We start from the raw sequence: 16873 nt of genomic DNA on the forward strand, positions 1-16873 counted from the left end.
TGGTCAGGGCACCACGGCGTGGTGCAATGCGCTGCACAATCCCACAACCCTGATGATCGGGAGATGCCCGCCTTGCGCATCGCCTTCGTCACCCAGAAGATCGTCCGGCACGACGGGCAGGGCCGCGTCAACGCCGTGGTCGTCGCCGAGCTGCTGCGCCGGGGGCACAGCATCCTCGCCATCGCCTCCGAGCTGGAGCAGGAGCTTCGCGACCATCCCCGGCTGCGCTGGATCCGCGTGTCGGGCGGCGGCGTGCCGACCCAGCTCGCCAAGGACCAGATCTTCGCGTGGCGTGCCGGGCGTGCCCTGGCGGCGGCGCGGGCGGAGATCGACCGGGTGGTCGTCAACGGCTTCGTCTGCTGGGCGCGGTCGGACGTGAACGTCGTCCATTTCGTGCATTCCGCCTGGATGCGGTCGCCCGTCCACCCGATCCGCAAGCGCATCACACCGCTTAGCCTCTACCGCGCGCTCTATACCCTGCTGAACGTCGGGTTCGAGCGCTGGAGCTTCCGCCGCGCCGGGCGGCTGGTCGCCGTGTCGCGCACGGTGCGCGACGAGCTGCTGGCCGACGGCGTCGCCCCGGCCCGCGTGCGGGTGATCGACAACGGCGTCGACGCGGAGGAATTCCGGCCGGGCACCCCCGACCCCGCCGCGCTGGGCTTCGAGCCGGGCCGGGCGGTCGCGCTGTTCGTCGGCGACGCGCGGAGCGACCGCAAGAATCTCGACGGCGTGCTGCACGCGCTGACGGCGGTGCCGGATCTGGCGCTGGCCGTGGTCGGCGACGCGCGGGGCGGGCCGTTCCCGGCGCTGTCGGCGCGCCTCGGGCTGGAGGGCCGGGTGCGCTTCCTCGGCCACCGCCGCGACGTGGCGGCGCTGATGCGGGCGGCCGACCTGTTCGTCTTCCCGACCCGCTACGAGCCGTTCGGCCTCGTGCTGCTGGAGGCGGCGGCGAGCGGCCTGCCGGTCGTCACCACGCGGGTGGCGGGGGCGAGCTGGCTGCTGGCCGACGGGGCCGCCGTCGTGCTCGACGAGCCGGAGCGGGCGGCCGATCTGGTGGCGGCCCTGCGGCGCCTGGCCGGCGACGCGTCGGAGCGCCGCCGCATGGGCGCCGCCGCCCGCGCCGTCGCCGAGCGCTACGACTGGGTGGTCACCGCCAACGAGCACGCCGACCTGATCGAGACCGCCGGCCCGCGCGACCCTGGCCTGGACGTTGAACGCCGCCCGGCTCGGCTCACCGCGTTGTGAGGCGCAGCTCGACCGTCACCGTGGCGGCGCCTTCCGCCGCGTCGGTGGTTGCGATCCCGATGGGGGCGGTCGCGCCGTTTCCGGCGTCCACCCGCTGCGGCTGGCCGGCGGCGGGGCGCAGCACGGCGCCCATGCGGATCGCGGCGGCGGTCTTGGCGACGGGAACCTGACCGGCGGTGGCGATGGGAACGACGTTGCCCGCCGGGCCGCCCGCCATGGCGACGCCCAGCACCGGCTTGTCAGCCCCGGCCCGCCGCGCCCGGTCGTAGTCGCGTTGCACCAGTTCGCCGCCCGCGACGCCGCCCTCGCCGACGCGCAGGAACTCGCCGGAGAACTCCACGGCCTGGAAGCGGTTGGCGCGGCAGGCGCGGGCGATGGACAGCGCCGGGACGCCGCCGTCCGGACCGCCGTCGCGGCCCATCCGGACGAGTTGCTCCCCGTCCTCGAAGCGGTTGCCGACGGCGTCCTCGGCGACGACGACGGCGGTCTCGATGCCGGGGGTGCCGTCGCCGAAGCTGGCGGTGCCGCCGAGGAACAGGTTGCGCTCCAGTGTCCGCACGACGATCAGCCCGGTGACCGGCCGCCCCGCCAGCCGGTAGCGGGGGAGCAGCGACCCGCTGCACCCGATCAGGCTGTTGCCGTGCATCTCCGCCTCCGGCCCCCGGATCCAGCCATTGCCGCAGGCCTCGAAGGCACAGTCGATCAGCTTGTTGTTGGACAGGAAGCTGCGGGCCGGCGCGCCGTCCTCGGCGAGGATGCCGTAGGGCGAGAAGCCGAAATGGCAGCCGATGAAGCTGCTGTGGTCGATGCCGTTTTCGGGATCCACGGCGATGGAGGCCAGCGTGTTGCCGGCGAGATCCGCGTCGAGCAGCAGATGGTCGCCGAAGCTCCGCGTCCCCTTCGACCAGTGAACGCCGACGTGGTTCTTGGCGATCTGGCAGGACAGCAGCGAGGAATGGTCGCGCCACACGTCGACGCCCGCGCGGAACCCGTAAATCCCCAGCCGGTCCAGCACGAAGCGCGAGGTCACGGCGACACCGCCCATCCCCGGCGGCGCGTCGCCCGGCCGGTTGCCGGGGCGCGGCCCCAGCAGCGTCAGGTCGGCGATCCGCGTGCGCTGGTAGCCGTCGCGGTCCGGTCCGCCGTCGCGGCTTCCGGCGCGCAACGCGAAGCGGCCGGGTCCCAGGTCTTCGGTCCAGGACAGCACCGTGGACCGCATGCCGGAGCCCCGAATCTCGACCTCGTTGAAGGAATCGTCGCCTTGGTCGAGGTTGGGCAGCACAAGGTCGGCGTTCAGCCGGTAGCGGCCGGGCGGCACCGTCACCGTCCCACCGAAGCCGGAACGCGAGAGGTCCAGGATCGCGCCCTGCAGGGCGGCCCAGTCGCTTTCCTGGTCGAGCGCGGTGGCGTGGGGGTGAACGCGCTGGGCGTCGCGCAGGGTGCGGAAGCGTTCGGACAGGGGGTGGCTGCGCCCATCGCCGACGGCGCCGCGCTCCTTCAGCGATAGGGCGCCGGGGTCGGGCTGCGAGCGGGCTGCGCCGGCCAGCAGCAGGGCCGACGCGCCGAGGAACGCGCGGCGACCGAAACGGGGAGGGGGAGTCATGGGCATGGCCCGCCGCCCCATCCTCCCTGGCGCCGGCCCCCTCTTCCCCCCTCTCCCCAGGGGCAGGGCAATCGCCTTTGGCTCCCTCTCCCGGTGCGGGAGAGGGCTTTGGCGCCATAGGCGGGAGAGGGGGAAACGGCTGGAAGGGGGGCGGAGACACACGCGCCCCATCCCCCGCTCACGGCGTGCATGGCTCGACCCGCATCGCCGTGGCGGAGCCAGCCCCGACGACGCCCCCGCGCAGAGCCTGCGCGTAGACCTCCTCCAGCCGGTCGAGGTGGCGGTCGAGCGTGAAGGGCGCCCGCCAGTAACGCTCGTGCGCCGCCCGCCCCATCCGCGCCGCCGTCGCGCCGTCGCCCAGCACCCGCAGGCATCGCGCCAGATCGCCGGCGTCGCCGCTGCGGAACAGCAGGCCGTTGCGGCCCTCCTCCACCGCTTCCGCCGCCGCGCAATTGTCGCTGACGACGACGGGGACGCCGTTCGCCAACGCCTCGTAGGCGGCCAGCCCGAAGGTCTCGTACCACAGCGACGGCACCACCAGCGCCCGCGCTCCCCGAATCGCCGCGTGCACCTCCGCAGCGCCTTGCCAGCCCGTCAGCTCGGCGTCCGGCCGGTGGCGGCGGATCGCGCCGGCCTCGCCGCCGTCGCCGACGAAGCGCACGGGCGCGCCGGCCAGCGCCGCCGCCTCGGCCAGCAGCGCGGCGCCCTTCTCGCGCGACAGGCGGCCGACGAACAGCATGGGACGGTTTTCCGCCACTGGGGCGGGGCCGTGGTTCTCCACCTCGACCGGGTTCGGGATCGCGACGGTGGCGGTGCCGGGCGGCAGGTGCGGCGCGACGACGGCGCGCTGGCGGTCGCTGAGCGTGACCAGAATCATCCCCCGCGTGAATCCGCCCGACAGCGCGCCGGCCGCGTGGCGCGCCGCGCGCCACAGCTTGTGGTGCGGCGCGCGGGCGTCGCAGGAAGTGGTGAGGCAGGCGGCCGACAGGGCGCGGCGTTCGCAGTTCCGCCCGGCGGGAAACTCGAAGAAGGCGCCGTTCGGGCAGAGCGGGAAATAATCATGCAGGGTCAGCAGCACCGGCAGTCCCGATCGGCGGCAGACCGGGAAGACGCTGGGCGACAGCGCCTTGGCCCAGCCGTGGATGTGCAGCACGGTGTCGCCGGGGGGACAGCCGTCGATCACGGCGGCCAGCCGCCGCGCCGCGACGCCGTTCCACACCCCGCGCAAGGCGGCCTCCACCCGGCTGGCGGCACCCAGCAGGTCGGTCTGCTCCAGGCAATGCACCGTGATGTTCGCGGCTTTCAGCTCATCGGCGACCGGGGCGACGGCGGCGACGAAGACCACGCGGTGCCCGCGCCGCGCCAAGCCCGCCGCCCCGGCGATGGCGACCTTCGCCAAGCCGCCCGAGGCGTGCGCGTGGTCGCAGAGGATGACGACGGTGCTCATGATGCCGGCCCGTCGTTCGATGGCAGCCCGGTTTCGGCGAGCGCGCCGTCGTAGACCCGCCCGACCCGCGCGGCGATCACCGGCCAGTCGAAGTGGCGGCGGGCGTAGGTCTGGCAGGCGTCGCGGCCGGGCAGGCGGCGGGCGCCGGTCAGCGCCTCGGCCAGCCCGGCGGCAAGCGCGGGAGCGTCCGCGCCGTCGAGGACGAGGTCACCGTCCAGCCCCTCCACCACCTCGGGCAGGCCGCCGACCGGGGTGACCAGCACCGGAGTGCCCGCCGCCAGCGATTCCAGCGCGGTCAGGCCGAAGCCCTCCAGCGCCTGCGAGGGCATCACGCAGAGGTCGGCGGCGCGGTAGGCCAGCGGCAGCCGCGCGTCGGGCACGAAGCCGAGCAGCCGGACATGGTCCTCCAGCCCCAGCGCCTGGATGCGGTCGCGCAGCGCCTCTTCCTCCGGGCCGCGTCCCGCGATCAGCAGCAGCGCGTCGGGCACGCGGGCGCGCAGTTCCACCATGGCGTCGAGCAGCGCCGTCAGCCCCATGCGCCGCACCAGCCGCCGCACGGTGAGGACGATCGGCCGTCCCTGCGGCCAGCCGAGCCGCTCGCGCGCCGTGGGACGGTCCTCGGGGATGGCGAAGCGGGTGGCGTCGACCCCGCCGGCCACACGGTGAATGCGCTCTTCCGGCACGCGGTAGCGCTCGCGCAGGATCGTCTCGAAGGCGCGCGACAGCACGACGAAACGGGCGGCGCGACGGTAGACCAGCCGCTCGATCAGGAATTTCAGGCGGACGGCCAGCGGGCCGGCGCCCTCGGCGGCGCTCTCCAGCGCCCAGGGGCCGTGGAAATGCACCACCAGCGGGCGGTGGCGCAGGGCGGGCAGAGCGGCGACGGTGTTCAACGCGAAATGCGAGGCCACCAGATCGGGGTCGTGCCGGCGCAGCGCCGAGCCGACCCCCGCCCGCGCCGCCGCCATCCGCCGGGGCAGCGACGCCGTGGGCGGCGCGAAGGAGGCGACGCGCCGCCCGCTCTCCGCCTCCGCCGCCCCCGAGCCCAGCACCAGCCCGAACACCGAGAAGCCGGCACCCGGCAAATGGTTGGCGAGGTGGTAGAAGACGTTCTCGGCCCCGCCATGGCTTTCGGGGAACCAGCCGAGGCCCAGTTGAAGCACCGCCCGGCCGCCGCTCACCGCACCGTTCATCGCGTCGCTCATCGCACCCCCCGCATCGCCAAGCCATGAGTCTTCGCCGCCAGCCCCAGCCCCAGGAAGAACCAGAAGCCGACTCCCGTCACCTTCACCAGCGTGTGCTCGAAGACCATGCAGGCCAGCATGGTCAGCACCACCGCCTCGCAGCACCGAGCGGCCGGGTCGGGCGGCGCTCCGCCCCGGCGCAGCAGCACCACCAGCAGCACGACGATGCCGCCGACGTAGCCCAACGTGCCGAACCAGCCCAGCTCGTAGGGGACGCGCATCACGCCGCTGTCGAAATAGGCCATGACGCCGAGCTGGCCGTCGTTCGACAGCTTGGTCGCGGTGTCCACGGTGCCGAGCCCGGCCCCGGCCACCTCGGTCAGCGCCTGGGCCAGGAAGCGGCCGTAGAACTCCTGCCGCTCCTGGTAGCTGCGGTCGTTCTCCATGGAGTTCAGCGAGTCGAAGCGGGCCATGATGGCGTCGTTGATCCGGGGCACCGCCAGCAGCGGCAAGGCCGCCACCAGCAGCGCCGCCCCGAAGGCCAGCAGCCGCAGGCGGTGGCGCCCCGGCATGGTCAGCAGCAGCCACGCGAAGGCGAACAGCCCTCCCAGCCACGCGGCGCGGACCAGGCTCAGCAACAGGCTGGCCAAGGCGAGCGCGCCGGCCAGCGGCACCAGGGGACCGCGCGCCGCCGGCAGCAGCGCCAGACCGGTGATCAGCAGGAAGGCCAGCGGCCCCGACGAGTTCAGCGTGCTGAACACCCGCACCCGCATCGGCAGTGGATCGCCCTGGTTGGTCATGCCGACGTCGACCAGCCAGCGGGCGTCCCAGGGCGGCATGACGAAATACTGGATCAGGCCGTAGCCGCCGACCACCACCAGCCCCAGCACGAAGGCGCGCAGCACCGCGTCGCGCATCTCCGGGTAGAGCGGCCAATGGAAGGCGACGTAGATCCCCAGCGTCACCGGCACCAGCCAGTTCAGCAGCCCGAAGGTCGCCGCCGCCGCGCCGGCCTGGGCGATGCCCACCGCGTAGGCGTAGAGCAGCCCGGCGATCACCGGCGCGAAGCCGACATAGGCGCGGTAGCGCAGCATCGGCAGATAGGCGGCCAGCGTTCCCCAGGTCAGCGCGCCGACCAGGAAGGGGGTGACCATCACCGGGCTGATGCTGCTCCAGCCGCTCTGGAAATCGACCAGCCGGCGGATCTCGGGCGTGAGGAACCACAGCCACCACGTGAAGGCGACGAAGCGGGCGGGATCGCGCGCCACCAGCAGCGCGCCGACCGCCAGGGCGCCGGCCGGAAAGACGAGGCCGAGCAGCCCGGCCTGACCGACCAGCAGGATCGCGGCGACCAGGAACCAGAAGACCGTCGGCGCGAGCTTGGCGAGCGAGGGCAGCCCGCCGCCGAGGCCGGAGGCCGGAACGGGAGAGGCCGATGCGGTATCGATGTCGTTCGCGGCGCTCATGCCGCCGTCTCCCGGCCATCTTTCTCTCGACGGTCCGTCTTCCCGTCGCGGAATCCGGCGACGCGGCCGCGCAGGGTGGCGCGCAGCTTGGCCGCCGCGTGGCGGTCGCGGCGCAGCAGGGCCAGCCGCAACCCCTGGACCAGCCCTGGAAACTCGCTGGTGCCGACCAGCAGCGCCCAGGCGGCGAAGACCGCGCGGTTGGCCGGGCCGAAATGGGCCATCAGCGCCAGCGTGTCGTTGAAGGCGGCGTTCTCCTTGGCCTGCGGGTGGAAGCCGGCCTCCCCGCGCCGGTCGATGTCGTGGCGGGTGCTGGGGAAATGATCGACCGCGACGTTCGGGTCGTAGACCAGCCGCCAGCCCCGCCGCCGCATCCGCAGCGAGAAATCCAGCTCGTTCTGGACCTGGGCGCCGGTGCCGCGCAGCCGCGTGTTCAGGCGCAGGTCGCCGATGGCCGAGCGCCGGAAGCTCCAGTTGGCGCCCTTCAGCACGTCGACGTCGCGCGCGGGGCCGGTGCCGATGTGGTGGTTGCCGATCACCCGGCCGAACCATTGCAGCCGGCCGACGTCCCGCGCCGCGCCGGTTTCGGGCACGCCGTCGTGGAAGACGTGGTCGCGGCCGCCGACGCCGCCGATGCGGTCGTCGGCGTGGTACCACGCCTCGATGCGCTCCAGCCAGTCGGGGTGCGGGGCGGCGTCGTCGTCGGTGATGGCGACGACCGCGCCTCGCGCGTGGTCGATGCCGCGGTTGATCGCGGCGACCACGCCCGGCACTGTCACCGCGACGATGTCGAGCGGCAGGGCCTCCGCGAACGCCTGCGCGGCGTCGGCGGAGCGGGTGTCCTCCGGGCGCACGGTGACGACGACCTGGGACGGCGGCAGCGTCTGCCGGGTGAGCGCCGCAAGGCAGTGGACCAGACGGTCGGGCCGGCGGTAGGTCGGCACGATCACCGTCACGGGGAAACGGGTCTCGGTCTGCATGGCGGTCTCCCTCCTTGGTTGTCCCCCTCCCGCCTCGGGAGAGGGCGCGTCACGCCGGCGCCAGTTCCGGGCGGGGGCGGGGTTCGACGGCGTAGCGGACCGGGGGAGACTCCAGCGCGGCGGCGTGCATCCAGCCGTCGATGGCGCTGCGCATCTTCTCCTTGAACACCTGTTCGTCGAAGCGGCGGGCGTGCTCGTGCAAAATCGTCGGATGGAAGCGGTGGGCTTGGGCCTCGTAGCGCTCGACCGCCTCGATCAGCGCCTCGGGCGTCTGCTCGTCGAAGAACAGACCGGTCACGCCGTCCTTCACCGTTTCGGTGGCGCCGCCGCGCCGCAGCGCCAGCACCGGGCGGCCGGACGCCATCGCCTCGACCGGGACGATCCCGAAATCCTCGTTGGCGGTGAAGACCAGCGCGCGGCATTCGGCGTAGTGCCGGGCCAGCTCCTCGGCCGAGCAATGGCCGGCCAGCCAGACGGTCGGCCCGGCCATCTGCTTGAGGCGCTTGTACTCCTCCCCCTCGCCGACGACGATCAACGACTTGCCCATGCGGTTGAAGGCCTCGATGGCGACGTCGGCGCGCTTGTAGGGGACCAGCTGGCTGACGAACAGGTAATGGCCGCCGGGCGGGGTGTCGGTGGTAAAGCGGTCGACGTCGACCGGCGGGTGGATGACCGTCGCGTCGCGCCGGTAGGCCCGCCAGATCCGCTGCGCCACCGTGGTCGAATTGGCGACGAAGTGGTCGACCCGCGCGGCGGTCGCCAGATCCCATTGCCGCAGCCGGTGGACCGCGTAGGGCATCAGCGGGCGGACCAGCGGCCCGGCGGAGGCCAGATAATCGTGGTAGCCGCTCCACACGTAGCGCATCGGCGTGTGGCAGTAGCAGACGTGCAGCGCGTCGGGCCGGGTCAGCACGCCCTTGGCCGGGCCGGATTCGCTGCTGATGACCAGATCGTAGGCGCTGAGGTCGAGCTGCTCCAGGGCCAGCGGCATCAGCGGCAGGTATTTCTGGTACATCTTGTGCGCGAAGGGCAGCCGGTCGATGAAGGTGGTGCGCACCCGGTGCCGGCGGATGGCCGGCGAGATGCGGTCGGGCCGGTAGACATGGGTGAACACGTCGGCCTCGGGGTAAAGGTCGCAGAGCGCGTCCAGGACCTTCTCCCCTCCGCGCATGCCGACGAGCCAGTAATGGACGATGGCGACTTTCATGGCTTGGATCCTTCGGTCGTCAGAAGTTTGTGGTTGTCAGGGTGTCTGACGCAGCAGATAGGGCCGCCCGCTGGGCAGGCGGACGCCGTATTCGAGGTTCGCGTGGTCGCGGACGTTGACCATCGACAGCACGGCCCCGGTCACCCGCCCACCGACCTCGCGCAGCTGCTTGATCCCGGCCCCGGCGAGGCTGGAGGCGGTGCGCGCCCAGCGCACGACGTAGAGGACCCGGTCGGCCATCGGCGCCAGGATCAGCGCGTCCGACGCCGACAGCACCGGCGGCGTGTCGAGGATCACCACGTCGTAGCGTCCCGACAGCTCGACCAGCAGCGACAGCATCGCCTTGGACCCCAGCAGGGTGTGCGGGCGGGCGGTGGGGCGCCCGGCGGCGATCACCGCGACGCGGCGGCGGTCGTCGTGGCCCAGCGCCTCCTCCAGCGTGGCGTCGCCGCCCAGAAGATCGGTCAGCCCGGCGTTCGGTTGCGCGGATCCCAGCAGGCGGTGGATCGCCGGGCGGCGGGTGTCGCAGTCGACGATGACCACGCGCAGCCCGGTGTCGGCCAGGAAGGCGCCGAGCGCCACGGCCAGCGTCGTCTTGCCCTCGCCCGCGACCGAGGAGGTCAGCATGATGACCTCGCCACCCTTGTCGGGCACCGGCTCGCCGGGGGCGCCGATCAGCTTCAGGCGGGCGCAGAGCCGCCACACCGCCTCGGCGAAGTCGCCGCCCTTGCGGGTGGCGCGGGCGCCCGCCTTGCCCAGCCCCTTGCGGCCGAGCCCCTCGCGCCCCAAAAGCGGCACGATGCCGACCGCCGGCAACCCCAGCAGCGCCTCGACCTGATGGGAGCTGTAGACGCCGCGCTGCATCATCGTCCGCGTCAGGGCGACGCCGATCGCCAGCGCGCCGCAGATCACGGCGGCGAGACCCGCCAGCACCGTCTTGCCGGGGCCGACCGGCGCGAAGGGCACCGTCGCCGCCGAGACCAGCCGCACGTCCGGCGTCATCTGCAACGCCTCCAGCACCTGGGTCTCCTTCAGCCGGGTGACGGCGCGGCGGTAATTGTCGTCCGACGCGTCGGCCTGCCGCTGCAACTGGCGCAGTTGCACGTCGGCCTGGAGCGCGTCCACGGCGTTGCCGCGCAACGCCTCCATCCGGCGGGTCAGGTCCTGGACCTTGCTGAGCTGCTGCTCGACCTCGCCGCGCAGGCCGCGCACCACGCGGTCGGTCTCCGCCGCGATGGAGGCGTTGAGGTCGCGCAGCTCGGCGGCGGGGCGGGTCAGCGCCGGGTGGCGCTCGCCGTACTGCTCGCGCAGCTCGGCCAGCTGGGCGCGCAGGGTCGCCTGACGCTGGCGCAGGGCGGCGATCAGCGGGTTGCCGGTGATCTCGGCGCCGGCCAGGGCGTCCTTGCCGTCGGGCTTGACGGCGAGGATCTGCTGGAGGCGGGCCTGGGCGTTGGCGTGGGCGGTGCGCGCCTCGCTGAGCTGCGCGTTCAGGGCCGACATCTCCTCGGTCACCAGCGGCGCCTCGCGGCCCCGCATCAGGCCGGTTTCCGAGCGCATCGCCTCCACCGTCGCCTGACCGGTGGCGGTCATGTCGGCGCGCAGCTCGTCCAGCCGCGATTGCAGCCACTCGGTGGCCTGGACGGTGGCGGCGCGCTTGGCCTCGGTCTGCATGGAGGCGTAGACGTCGACCACCGCGTTGGCGACGCGGGCGGCGAGCTGCGGGTCCTGGGCGTCGAAGCTGATGCGGATCGCCCGCGACTGCACGCCGGGCGCGATGCGCAGGTTCTTCTGAAAGGCGTCGATCAGGCGGTTGCGCGCCTCGTCCGCGGCGTTGGCGGCCGCGGTCGTGTCCTCCACCGGGGCCTTGGCGCCCGGCGGCGCGAGGGGCGGGGTGGGGCCGAGCCAGGGAGCCGCGGCGGTCAGCGCGGCGCCGGCGCGGGCGAACCCGTCGCGGACGCCGCGGGCGATGGAGTCGGCGACGCCGCCCAGCCCGGCGGAGGGCGCGTTCAGGCGGCCGTATTCCGGCTCGTCGGCCAGCGACAGCGTCTCGACGACGCGGCGGGCCAGATCGCGGGAGCGCAGGATCTCGACCTCGGTGTTCACCGTGTCGACGTAGATGCCCATCGGCTCGGTGACCGAGGGGATGTTGATGATCCGGTTGAGCCGGGGGTCGATGACCAGAACCGAGGAGGCGCTGTAGACCGGCGTCATCGCGTTGATCAGCAGCAGCGCCGGGATCCACAGGACCGCCATGATCGTGAGGATCAGCAGCTTCTGCCGCCACAGCGTCTGGGCCAGCCGCTTCACGTCGACCTTGTCGGCGCCCGGTCCGACCGGTGGCGCCACAAATCCGGGCGCGCCGGGCGGCAGCCGATGTTCCGATGCTTCCATGGGCGGGAACTCCTTGGTTGAGGCGCTTGGTGTCAGCCGGCGGTCTCGGTCGCTGCCGATTCGGTCGCCGCCCGGCCCGGTCTCCGTCGCGGCCAGAGGGCGGCGAGCCGAGCCGGGTCGGGCAGGAAGGCGCGCCAGGGAAGGCCGGTCGCGCGCCGGTACAGGACCGCCGCCGTGACGAAGACCAGCGTGTAGGCGACGGTGGAGACGATGGCGGCGGCGAGCAGGCCGCCCGATCGCAGGAAGACCGGCAGCGCGAGGACGGTGACCGCCATGCCCAGCGATTGCGCGACGGTGGCGGTGCCGGGGCGGTTCTCGGCGTAGAGCCCGTTCAGCAGGATGCCGGCGGCGGCGTAGAGCACCGCCCCCGGCAGCAGGAGGCGGAGCGGCAGGACGCTGCCGGCGAAATCCGGCCCGTAGACGAGGTGGATCGCCGGCCCGGCGAACAGGAACAGCCCGCCGCCCAGCACCGCGCCGATGGCGAAGGTGGCGTGCAGGCTGTGCAGGATCAGGGTGCGCCCGCCCTCGCCCCGGTGGCTCGCCGCCGGCATGACGACGGTGGCGAGCGCGCTCGACAAGGTGACGACCAGCCAGGACAGGTTGGTCGCCAGGGCATAGAGGCCGACCCCGGCCGCCGACAGGAAGGCCGGGATGATCAGCAAATCCAGCCGCTGGGTGACGACGCCGCCGACGACCTCGCCATGGGTGCGCAGCGCGTACCAGCCGGTCCGCCGCCCCAGCGCCGCGTCGGGCCGCGCCAGACCGTGGCGGGAGACGACGCGGATCGTCGCCGCCAGCAGGACCAGCGCGCTGGTGACCGCCTGGGTGACGACGGCGCTTTCGACGGTGAAACGCCCGTCGGCCCACAGCAGCAGATAGGCGGCGGCGGTCGCCGCCGGCTGCGCGAAGGCGAGCGCGTTGAACACGGGGAAATCCTGGTCGCCCAGCAGCAGGCCCAGCATCAGCTCGGCCATCAGCGCCAGGGCGATGGTCGGCAGGTAGAGCCGCGCGAGCGCCAGCGTCTCGGCCGGCTGGGCCGCCAGCAGATGCGGCAGCAGCGCCTCGCCCGTCAGCACGGCGACCAGCGCGACCGGGACCAGGATCAGCGCCCAGGTCGCCAGCAGCCGCCCGCCCGCCGCCGGGTCACGGGCCAGGGCGAAGGTCACCGCCTTGCCGCAGCCCATGCCGAACAGCCAGCCCAGCACCTGCGGCACCGTCAGCACCGCCGTCAGCGCCCCCCGTCCGTCCGGCCCCAGCGTGCGGGCGACGATGATCCCGGTCAGCAGACCCAACCCCATGGTCAGGGCGGTGACGATGACGGTGGTGACGCCATCCCTGGCGAAGCTGCGCGCCGGGCGCACGGCGGCCCGGTCGGCGGTTTCGTCCTGTCCTGCTGCCGTCACGAGCGAACTCCCCTGGTTGTTGGGCCGGTTGCTGGTCGTCGAGGCATGGTGGTGCGTTCCGGAAAGCCGGAGGCTTCCGAGCGCGGGATTCGAATTGTCGCGGTGCGTCGATCCGGGGGGCGGCTTGGGCTCCCCTGGTGTCGGATGGGTATCAGCGACGTGTCATGGGCGGCGCGCAAATTGTTGGAACAACGAACGAATTGACGCGTTTCCAATCGCCTGGCGACGGGGCAACGTTAGGCATCGCCACTTCCATGGGTCAACGTCACTTTCGGCATCCTTCCTTCACAGCACATCTGTGCTCCGCCGATACTCCCCACGACAGCGGATCGCAGGCGCGGCACCGGATCTTGCGGGGTGGTGCGTTCTTCGCATCTGCAAAAAACACGGGATGGGTAGATCATTGGCGTGCGAAGCCATCCCATCGGCCAAAGAGGGATTCGACAAGGAGGAGGCTTCGCACCAATCTGGTCATCGCGTCCGGTCACACGGGAGAGTCCTCGTCATGAAGCGCATCACCCTGCCGGACGGCGTCTCCGTCCCGGCGCTCGGCCAAGGCACCTGGATGATGGCGGAGCGGCCCGACCGCCGCCGGTCGGAGATCGCCGCCCTCCAGGCCGGGATCGATCGCGGCCTGACCCTGATCGACACCGCCGAAATGTACGGCGACGGCGCCTCGGAGGAACTGGTGGGCGAGGCCGTCGCCGGTCGCCGCGACGGGCTGTTCCTGGTGACCAAGGTTCTGCCGAGCAACGCCTCGCGCGCCGGCACCATGAAGGCGTGCGAGCGCAGCCTGAAGCGGCTGCGGGTCGAGCGCATCGACCTGTACCTGCTGCACTGGCGCGGCGGCGTGCCGCTGGCCGAGACGGTGGAGGCGTTCGAGACCCTGCGCCACGCCGGCAAGATCGCACGCTGGGGCGTGTCCAACTTCGACGTGGACGATCTGGAGGAACTGGGCGAGGCCGCCGACCTGGGCGGCTGCGCCGTCAACCAGGTGCTCTACAACCCCGAACAGCGGGGGATCGAGTTCGACCTGCTGCCTTGGCAGCACACGCGCCGCATGCCGGTGATGGCCTATTCGCCGGTCGGGCAAGGCGGCGACTTGCTGGCCTCAAAGGCGCTGACCGCGGTGGCGCGGCGCCACGGCGCGACCCCGGCGCAGGTCGCGCTGGCCTGGGCGCTGCGCGAGGGCGGCGTCATCGCGATTCCCAAGGCGGGCAGCCCGGAGCATGCCATCGAGAACGCGGCGGCAGCGGAGTTGACGCTGACCGCCCAGGACATCGGGGAGATCGACGCGGCCTTCCCGCCGCCCAGGCGCAAACGGCCGCTGGCGATGATCTGAGGGGGAGTGCGGGCCGGCGCCCCCTCCCCATCCCTCCCCCGCCAAGGGCGGGAAGGTCAGGGAGGGGCAAAAAACCCCATGGGATCCGCAACCGCCGGCAGCGCGGGCTTGACGATTCGGGGCGGTCGGTGGCCAAATCGCGGCCCCAACCCAGCCGCCGAACCATCGGGACACCTCCCATGACCGCCGTCAAGATGCCGACCTCGAAGCCGCCTTCCGCCCTGGAGAAGCTGTTCTCCCTGGGTCACGTGACCTGCGTGGAGGATCTGCGGCGGCTGGCCAAGCGGCGCGTCCCGCGCATGTTCTACGACTACGCCGATTCCGGCTCCTACACGGAATCGACCTACCGGGCGAACACCTCCGACTTCCAGAAGATCAAGCTGCGCCAGCGCGTCGCCGTGGACATGACGAACCGGACGCTCGCCAGCACCATGGTGGGCCAGCCGGTCGCCATGCCGGTGGCGATCGCGCCGACCGGCCTGACCGGGATGCAGCACGCCGACGGCGAGATCCACGCGGCCCGCGCGGCGGCCAAGGCCGGCATCCCCTTCACGCTCTCGACCATGAGCATCTGCTCCATCGAGGACGTGGCCGAGAACACGGACCGGCCCTTCTGGTTCCAGCTCTACGTCATGCGCGACCGCGACTTCATCGACCGGCTGATCGACCGCGCCAAGGCGGCCGGCTGTTCGGCGCTGGTGCTGACGCTGGACCTGCAAATCCTCGGGCAGCGCCACAAGGACATCAAGAACGGGCTGTCCACCCCGCCGCGCCTGACCATCCCCAACATCCTGGACATGGCGACCAAGCCCTACTGGTGCGCCAACATGCTCCAGACCCAGCGGCGGACCTTCCGCAACATCGTCGGCCACGCCCAGGGGGTGGGCGATCTGCGCTCGCTGTCCTCCTGGACCGCCGAGCAGTTCGACCCGCGCCTGAACTGGGACGACGTGAAGCGCATCCGCGACCGCTGGGACGGCAAGCTGATCCTGAAGGGCATCATCGACCCGGAGGACGCGGTCATGGCCGCCGAGTCCGGCGCCGACGCGCTGATCGTGTCGAACCACGGCGGGCGCCAGCTCGACGGGGCGATATCCTCCATCGCGGCGCTGCCGGCCGTCGTCGCGGCGGTGGGCGACAAGATCGAGGTCCACATGGACGGCGGCGTCCGCACCGGCCAGGACGTCATCAAGGCCGTGGCGCTGGGCGCCAAGGGCGTCTACATCGGCCGCGCCTTCCTCTACGGGCTGGGTGCGGGCGGCGAGGCCGGCGTGTCGGAATGCCTGACGATCATCCGCAAGGAGCTGGACGTCACCATGGCCATGTGCGGCCTGCGCGACATCCAGGACGTGACCACCGACATTCTGGCGGGCGGACCCGGGTTCGGGCTGTAAGGGACACGCAAGAGCCCCCTCCCTAGCCCTCCCCCGCTGACGCGGGAGAGGGAACTCCGACGCCCTTCGACAAGCCGGCCCCCTCTCCCGCTGACAAGCGGGGGAGGGATGGGGAGGGGGCAAGCGCCCTCCCCCCAAAGCCGTCACCCCAGCCGGTGCGACGACACCGGCTCAAGCTCCCCGCGCCAGTCGCGGATCTCCGCCTCCACCTTCTCGGCGGCGCGCTGGTCGCGGAAGCGCTTGCGCACCCGGCCGTTGGCGCCGCGCGCCTGCATCGCCACCAGCCGCGCCTCGACCTCCGGGTCGCTGGCGATGGCTTGGCGCCAGCGCTCCAGCCGGATCTCCACCACCGCGTCGACGATGTTCTGGGTGCCGGGACGGCGGCCCAGCTTGGCGACGCTGGGGACCAGACGGGCGGCGGCGGACAGCGCCACCTCGGCCGGCATCAGCGGGAAGACGTTGCCCACCGCCGTGGCGATGGACAGCTTCAGGTCGTCGCCGCGGTCGCGCTCCTCGGCGCGGCGGTCCTTGCGGTTCTCGACGCGGGCGTGACGCTTGGCGTGCCACGCCAGCACGTCCGAGGCGACGGCCCGGCCGTCCTCGTCCAGCCAGACCGCCGACTCCGCACCCCCGCGCAGCAGCCGGCGCGCGGCGTCGGGCAGCTCCGGATCCCGACCCGCATCCTCGGCGTTCGCCTCCAGCGCCAGCCGCAGCGTCAGCAGCGAGCGCAGCGACCGCTCCCGCCCGGCGGCGTCGCCGGCCAGCAGCGTCGCGCGCGGCAGTGCCTCGGCGCCGAGCAGCGCCTGGATCACCTCCAGGTCGCTGCGGGTCCAGCGGCGGGAGGCGACCAGCCGATCCGCCCGCTCCTTGCGGTGCTCGCGCACCTCGCGCGGCTCGACCGAGCCCGTGGACAGCAGTTCCCACACAGCCCCCGTCCAGCGGGCCACGGCCCAGGTGGCGCGCGCCGGCAGGCGGCGGTCGGTGGGGAAGTGCGTCGGGGCACCCTCCCCCTCGCCGTCCAGATTCCAGCGGTCGGACCCGCGCAGGCAGCCGGGTTGCGGCTCCAGCCAAGGACGGCCGTCCTGCGAATAGAATCCACCCCCGAAGGGGTTCTTGACCAGAACCGGCCACGCGGCAACCTCGGCGGCGAGGGTGTCCGGCATCTCCGCCGGGCGATCCCAGGCGCCCAGCTTCATCACACGATCAGACGACAT

At 72.7% G+C, this 16873-nt stretch carries 12 protein-coding genes; 3 read left to right on the forward strand and 9 right to left on the reverse strand.

Annotated features, from left to right (window positions below; genetic code table 11):
- The first annotated feature begins 63 nt into the window (after positions 1–63).
- The gene (locus tag EJ913_RS19145; RefSeq protein WP_127000811.1) at positions 64–1245 is read left to right on the forward strand and encodes a glycosyltransferase family 4 protein; all 1182 of its coding nucleotides are present in this window, start codon (positions 64–66) and stop codon (positions 1243–1245) included.
- Here the strand turns inward: EJ913_RS19145 and EJ913_RS19150 are convergent.
- From EJ913_RS19150 to EJ913_RS19185, 8 genes are all read right to left on the reverse strand, one after another.
- Positions 1232–2854 (reverse strand): DUF2190 family protein, encoded by a 1623-nt coding sequence (locus EJ913_RS19150; protein ID WP_244939415.1) that lies wholly within the window; start codon positions 2852–2854, stop codon positions 1232–1234. The two genes, EJ913_RS19145 and EJ913_RS19150, sit on opposite strands and share 14 nt — an antisense overlap.
- 172 nt (positions 2855–3026) lie before the next feature.
- Positions 3027–4295 (reverse strand): glycosyltransferase family 4 protein, encoded by a 1269-nt coding sequence (locus tag EJ913_RS19155; protein WP_127000815.1) that lies wholly within the window; start codon positions 4293–4295, stop codon positions 3027–3029.
- Positions 4292–5500 (reverse strand): glycosyltransferase family 4 protein, encoded by a 1209-nt coding sequence (locus EJ913_RS19160; protein ID WP_244939416.1) that lies wholly within the window; start codon positions 5498–5500, stop codon positions 4292–4294. Before EJ913_RS19160 ends, EJ913_RS19155 begins: the two co-directional genes overlap by 4 nt.
- Complete coding sequence (locus EJ913_RS19165) at positions 5497–6945, reverse strand: O-antigen ligase family protein (RefSeq protein ID WP_127000817.1); 1449 nt, start codon at positions 6943–6945, stop codon at positions 5497–5499. The genes EJ913_RS19160 and EJ913_RS19165 overlap by 4 nt, the downstream gene beginning before the upstream one ends.
- Positions 6942–7922, reverse strand: coding sequence for a glycosyltransferase family 2 protein (locus tag EJ913_RS19170; RefSeq protein ID WP_127000819.1), 981 nt, complete (start codon positions 7920–7922; stop codon positions 6942–6944). The genes EJ913_RS19165 and EJ913_RS19170 overlap by 4 nt, the downstream gene beginning before the upstream one ends.
- 49 nt (positions 7923–7971) lie before the next feature.
- Positions 7972–9129 (reverse strand): glycosyltransferase, encoded by a 1158-nt coding sequence (locus EJ913_RS19175; protein ID WP_127000821.1) that lies wholly within the window; start codon positions 9127–9129, stop codon positions 7972–7974.
- A 36-nt stretch (positions 9130–9165) separates the two neighbouring features.
- Complete coding sequence (locus tag EJ913_RS19180) at positions 9166–11520, reverse strand: GumC family protein (protein ID WP_127000823.1); 2355 nt, start codon at positions 11518–11520, stop codon at positions 9166–9168.
- 32 nt (positions 11521–11552) lie between these two features.
- Entirely contained in the window at positions 11553–12923 is a 1371-nt protein-coding gene (locus tag EJ913_RS19185) for an oligosaccharide flippase family protein (RefSeq protein WP_238520115.1), read from the reverse strand.
- A gap of 505 nt (positions 12924–13428) precedes the next feature.
- Between EJ913_RS19185 and EJ913_RS19190 the strand changes: the two genes are divergently transcribed.
- Positions 13429–14265 carry an aldo/keto reductase gene (locus EJ913_RS19190; protein WP_127000825.1) on the forward strand — a complete coding sequence of 279 codons (837 nt, stop codon included), beginning with the start codon at positions 13429–13431 and terminating at the stop codon, positions 14263–14265.
- A 179-nt stretch (positions 14266–14444) separates the two neighbouring features.
- On the forward strand, positions 14445–15659 hold the full coding sequence (locus EJ913_RS19195) for an alpha-hydroxy acid oxidase (protein ID WP_127000827.1): 1215 nt from the start codon (positions 14445–14447) through the stop codon (positions 15657–15659).
- A gap of 143 nt (positions 15660–15802) precedes the next feature.
- On the opposite strand, the gene EJ913_RS19200 is transcribed toward EJ913_RS19195, so the two are convergent.
- On the reverse strand, positions 15803–16873 hold the full coding sequence (locus EJ913_RS19200; protein WP_211099006.1) for a hypothetical protein: 1071 nt from the start codon (positions 16871–16873) through the stop codon (positions 15803–15805).

It is taken from the genome of Azospirillum doebereinerae (genome assembly GCF_003989665.1).
Classification (GTDB): domain Bacteria; phylum Pseudomonadota; class Alphaproteobacteria; order Azospirillales; family Azospirillaceae; genus Azospirillum; species Azospirillum doebereinerae.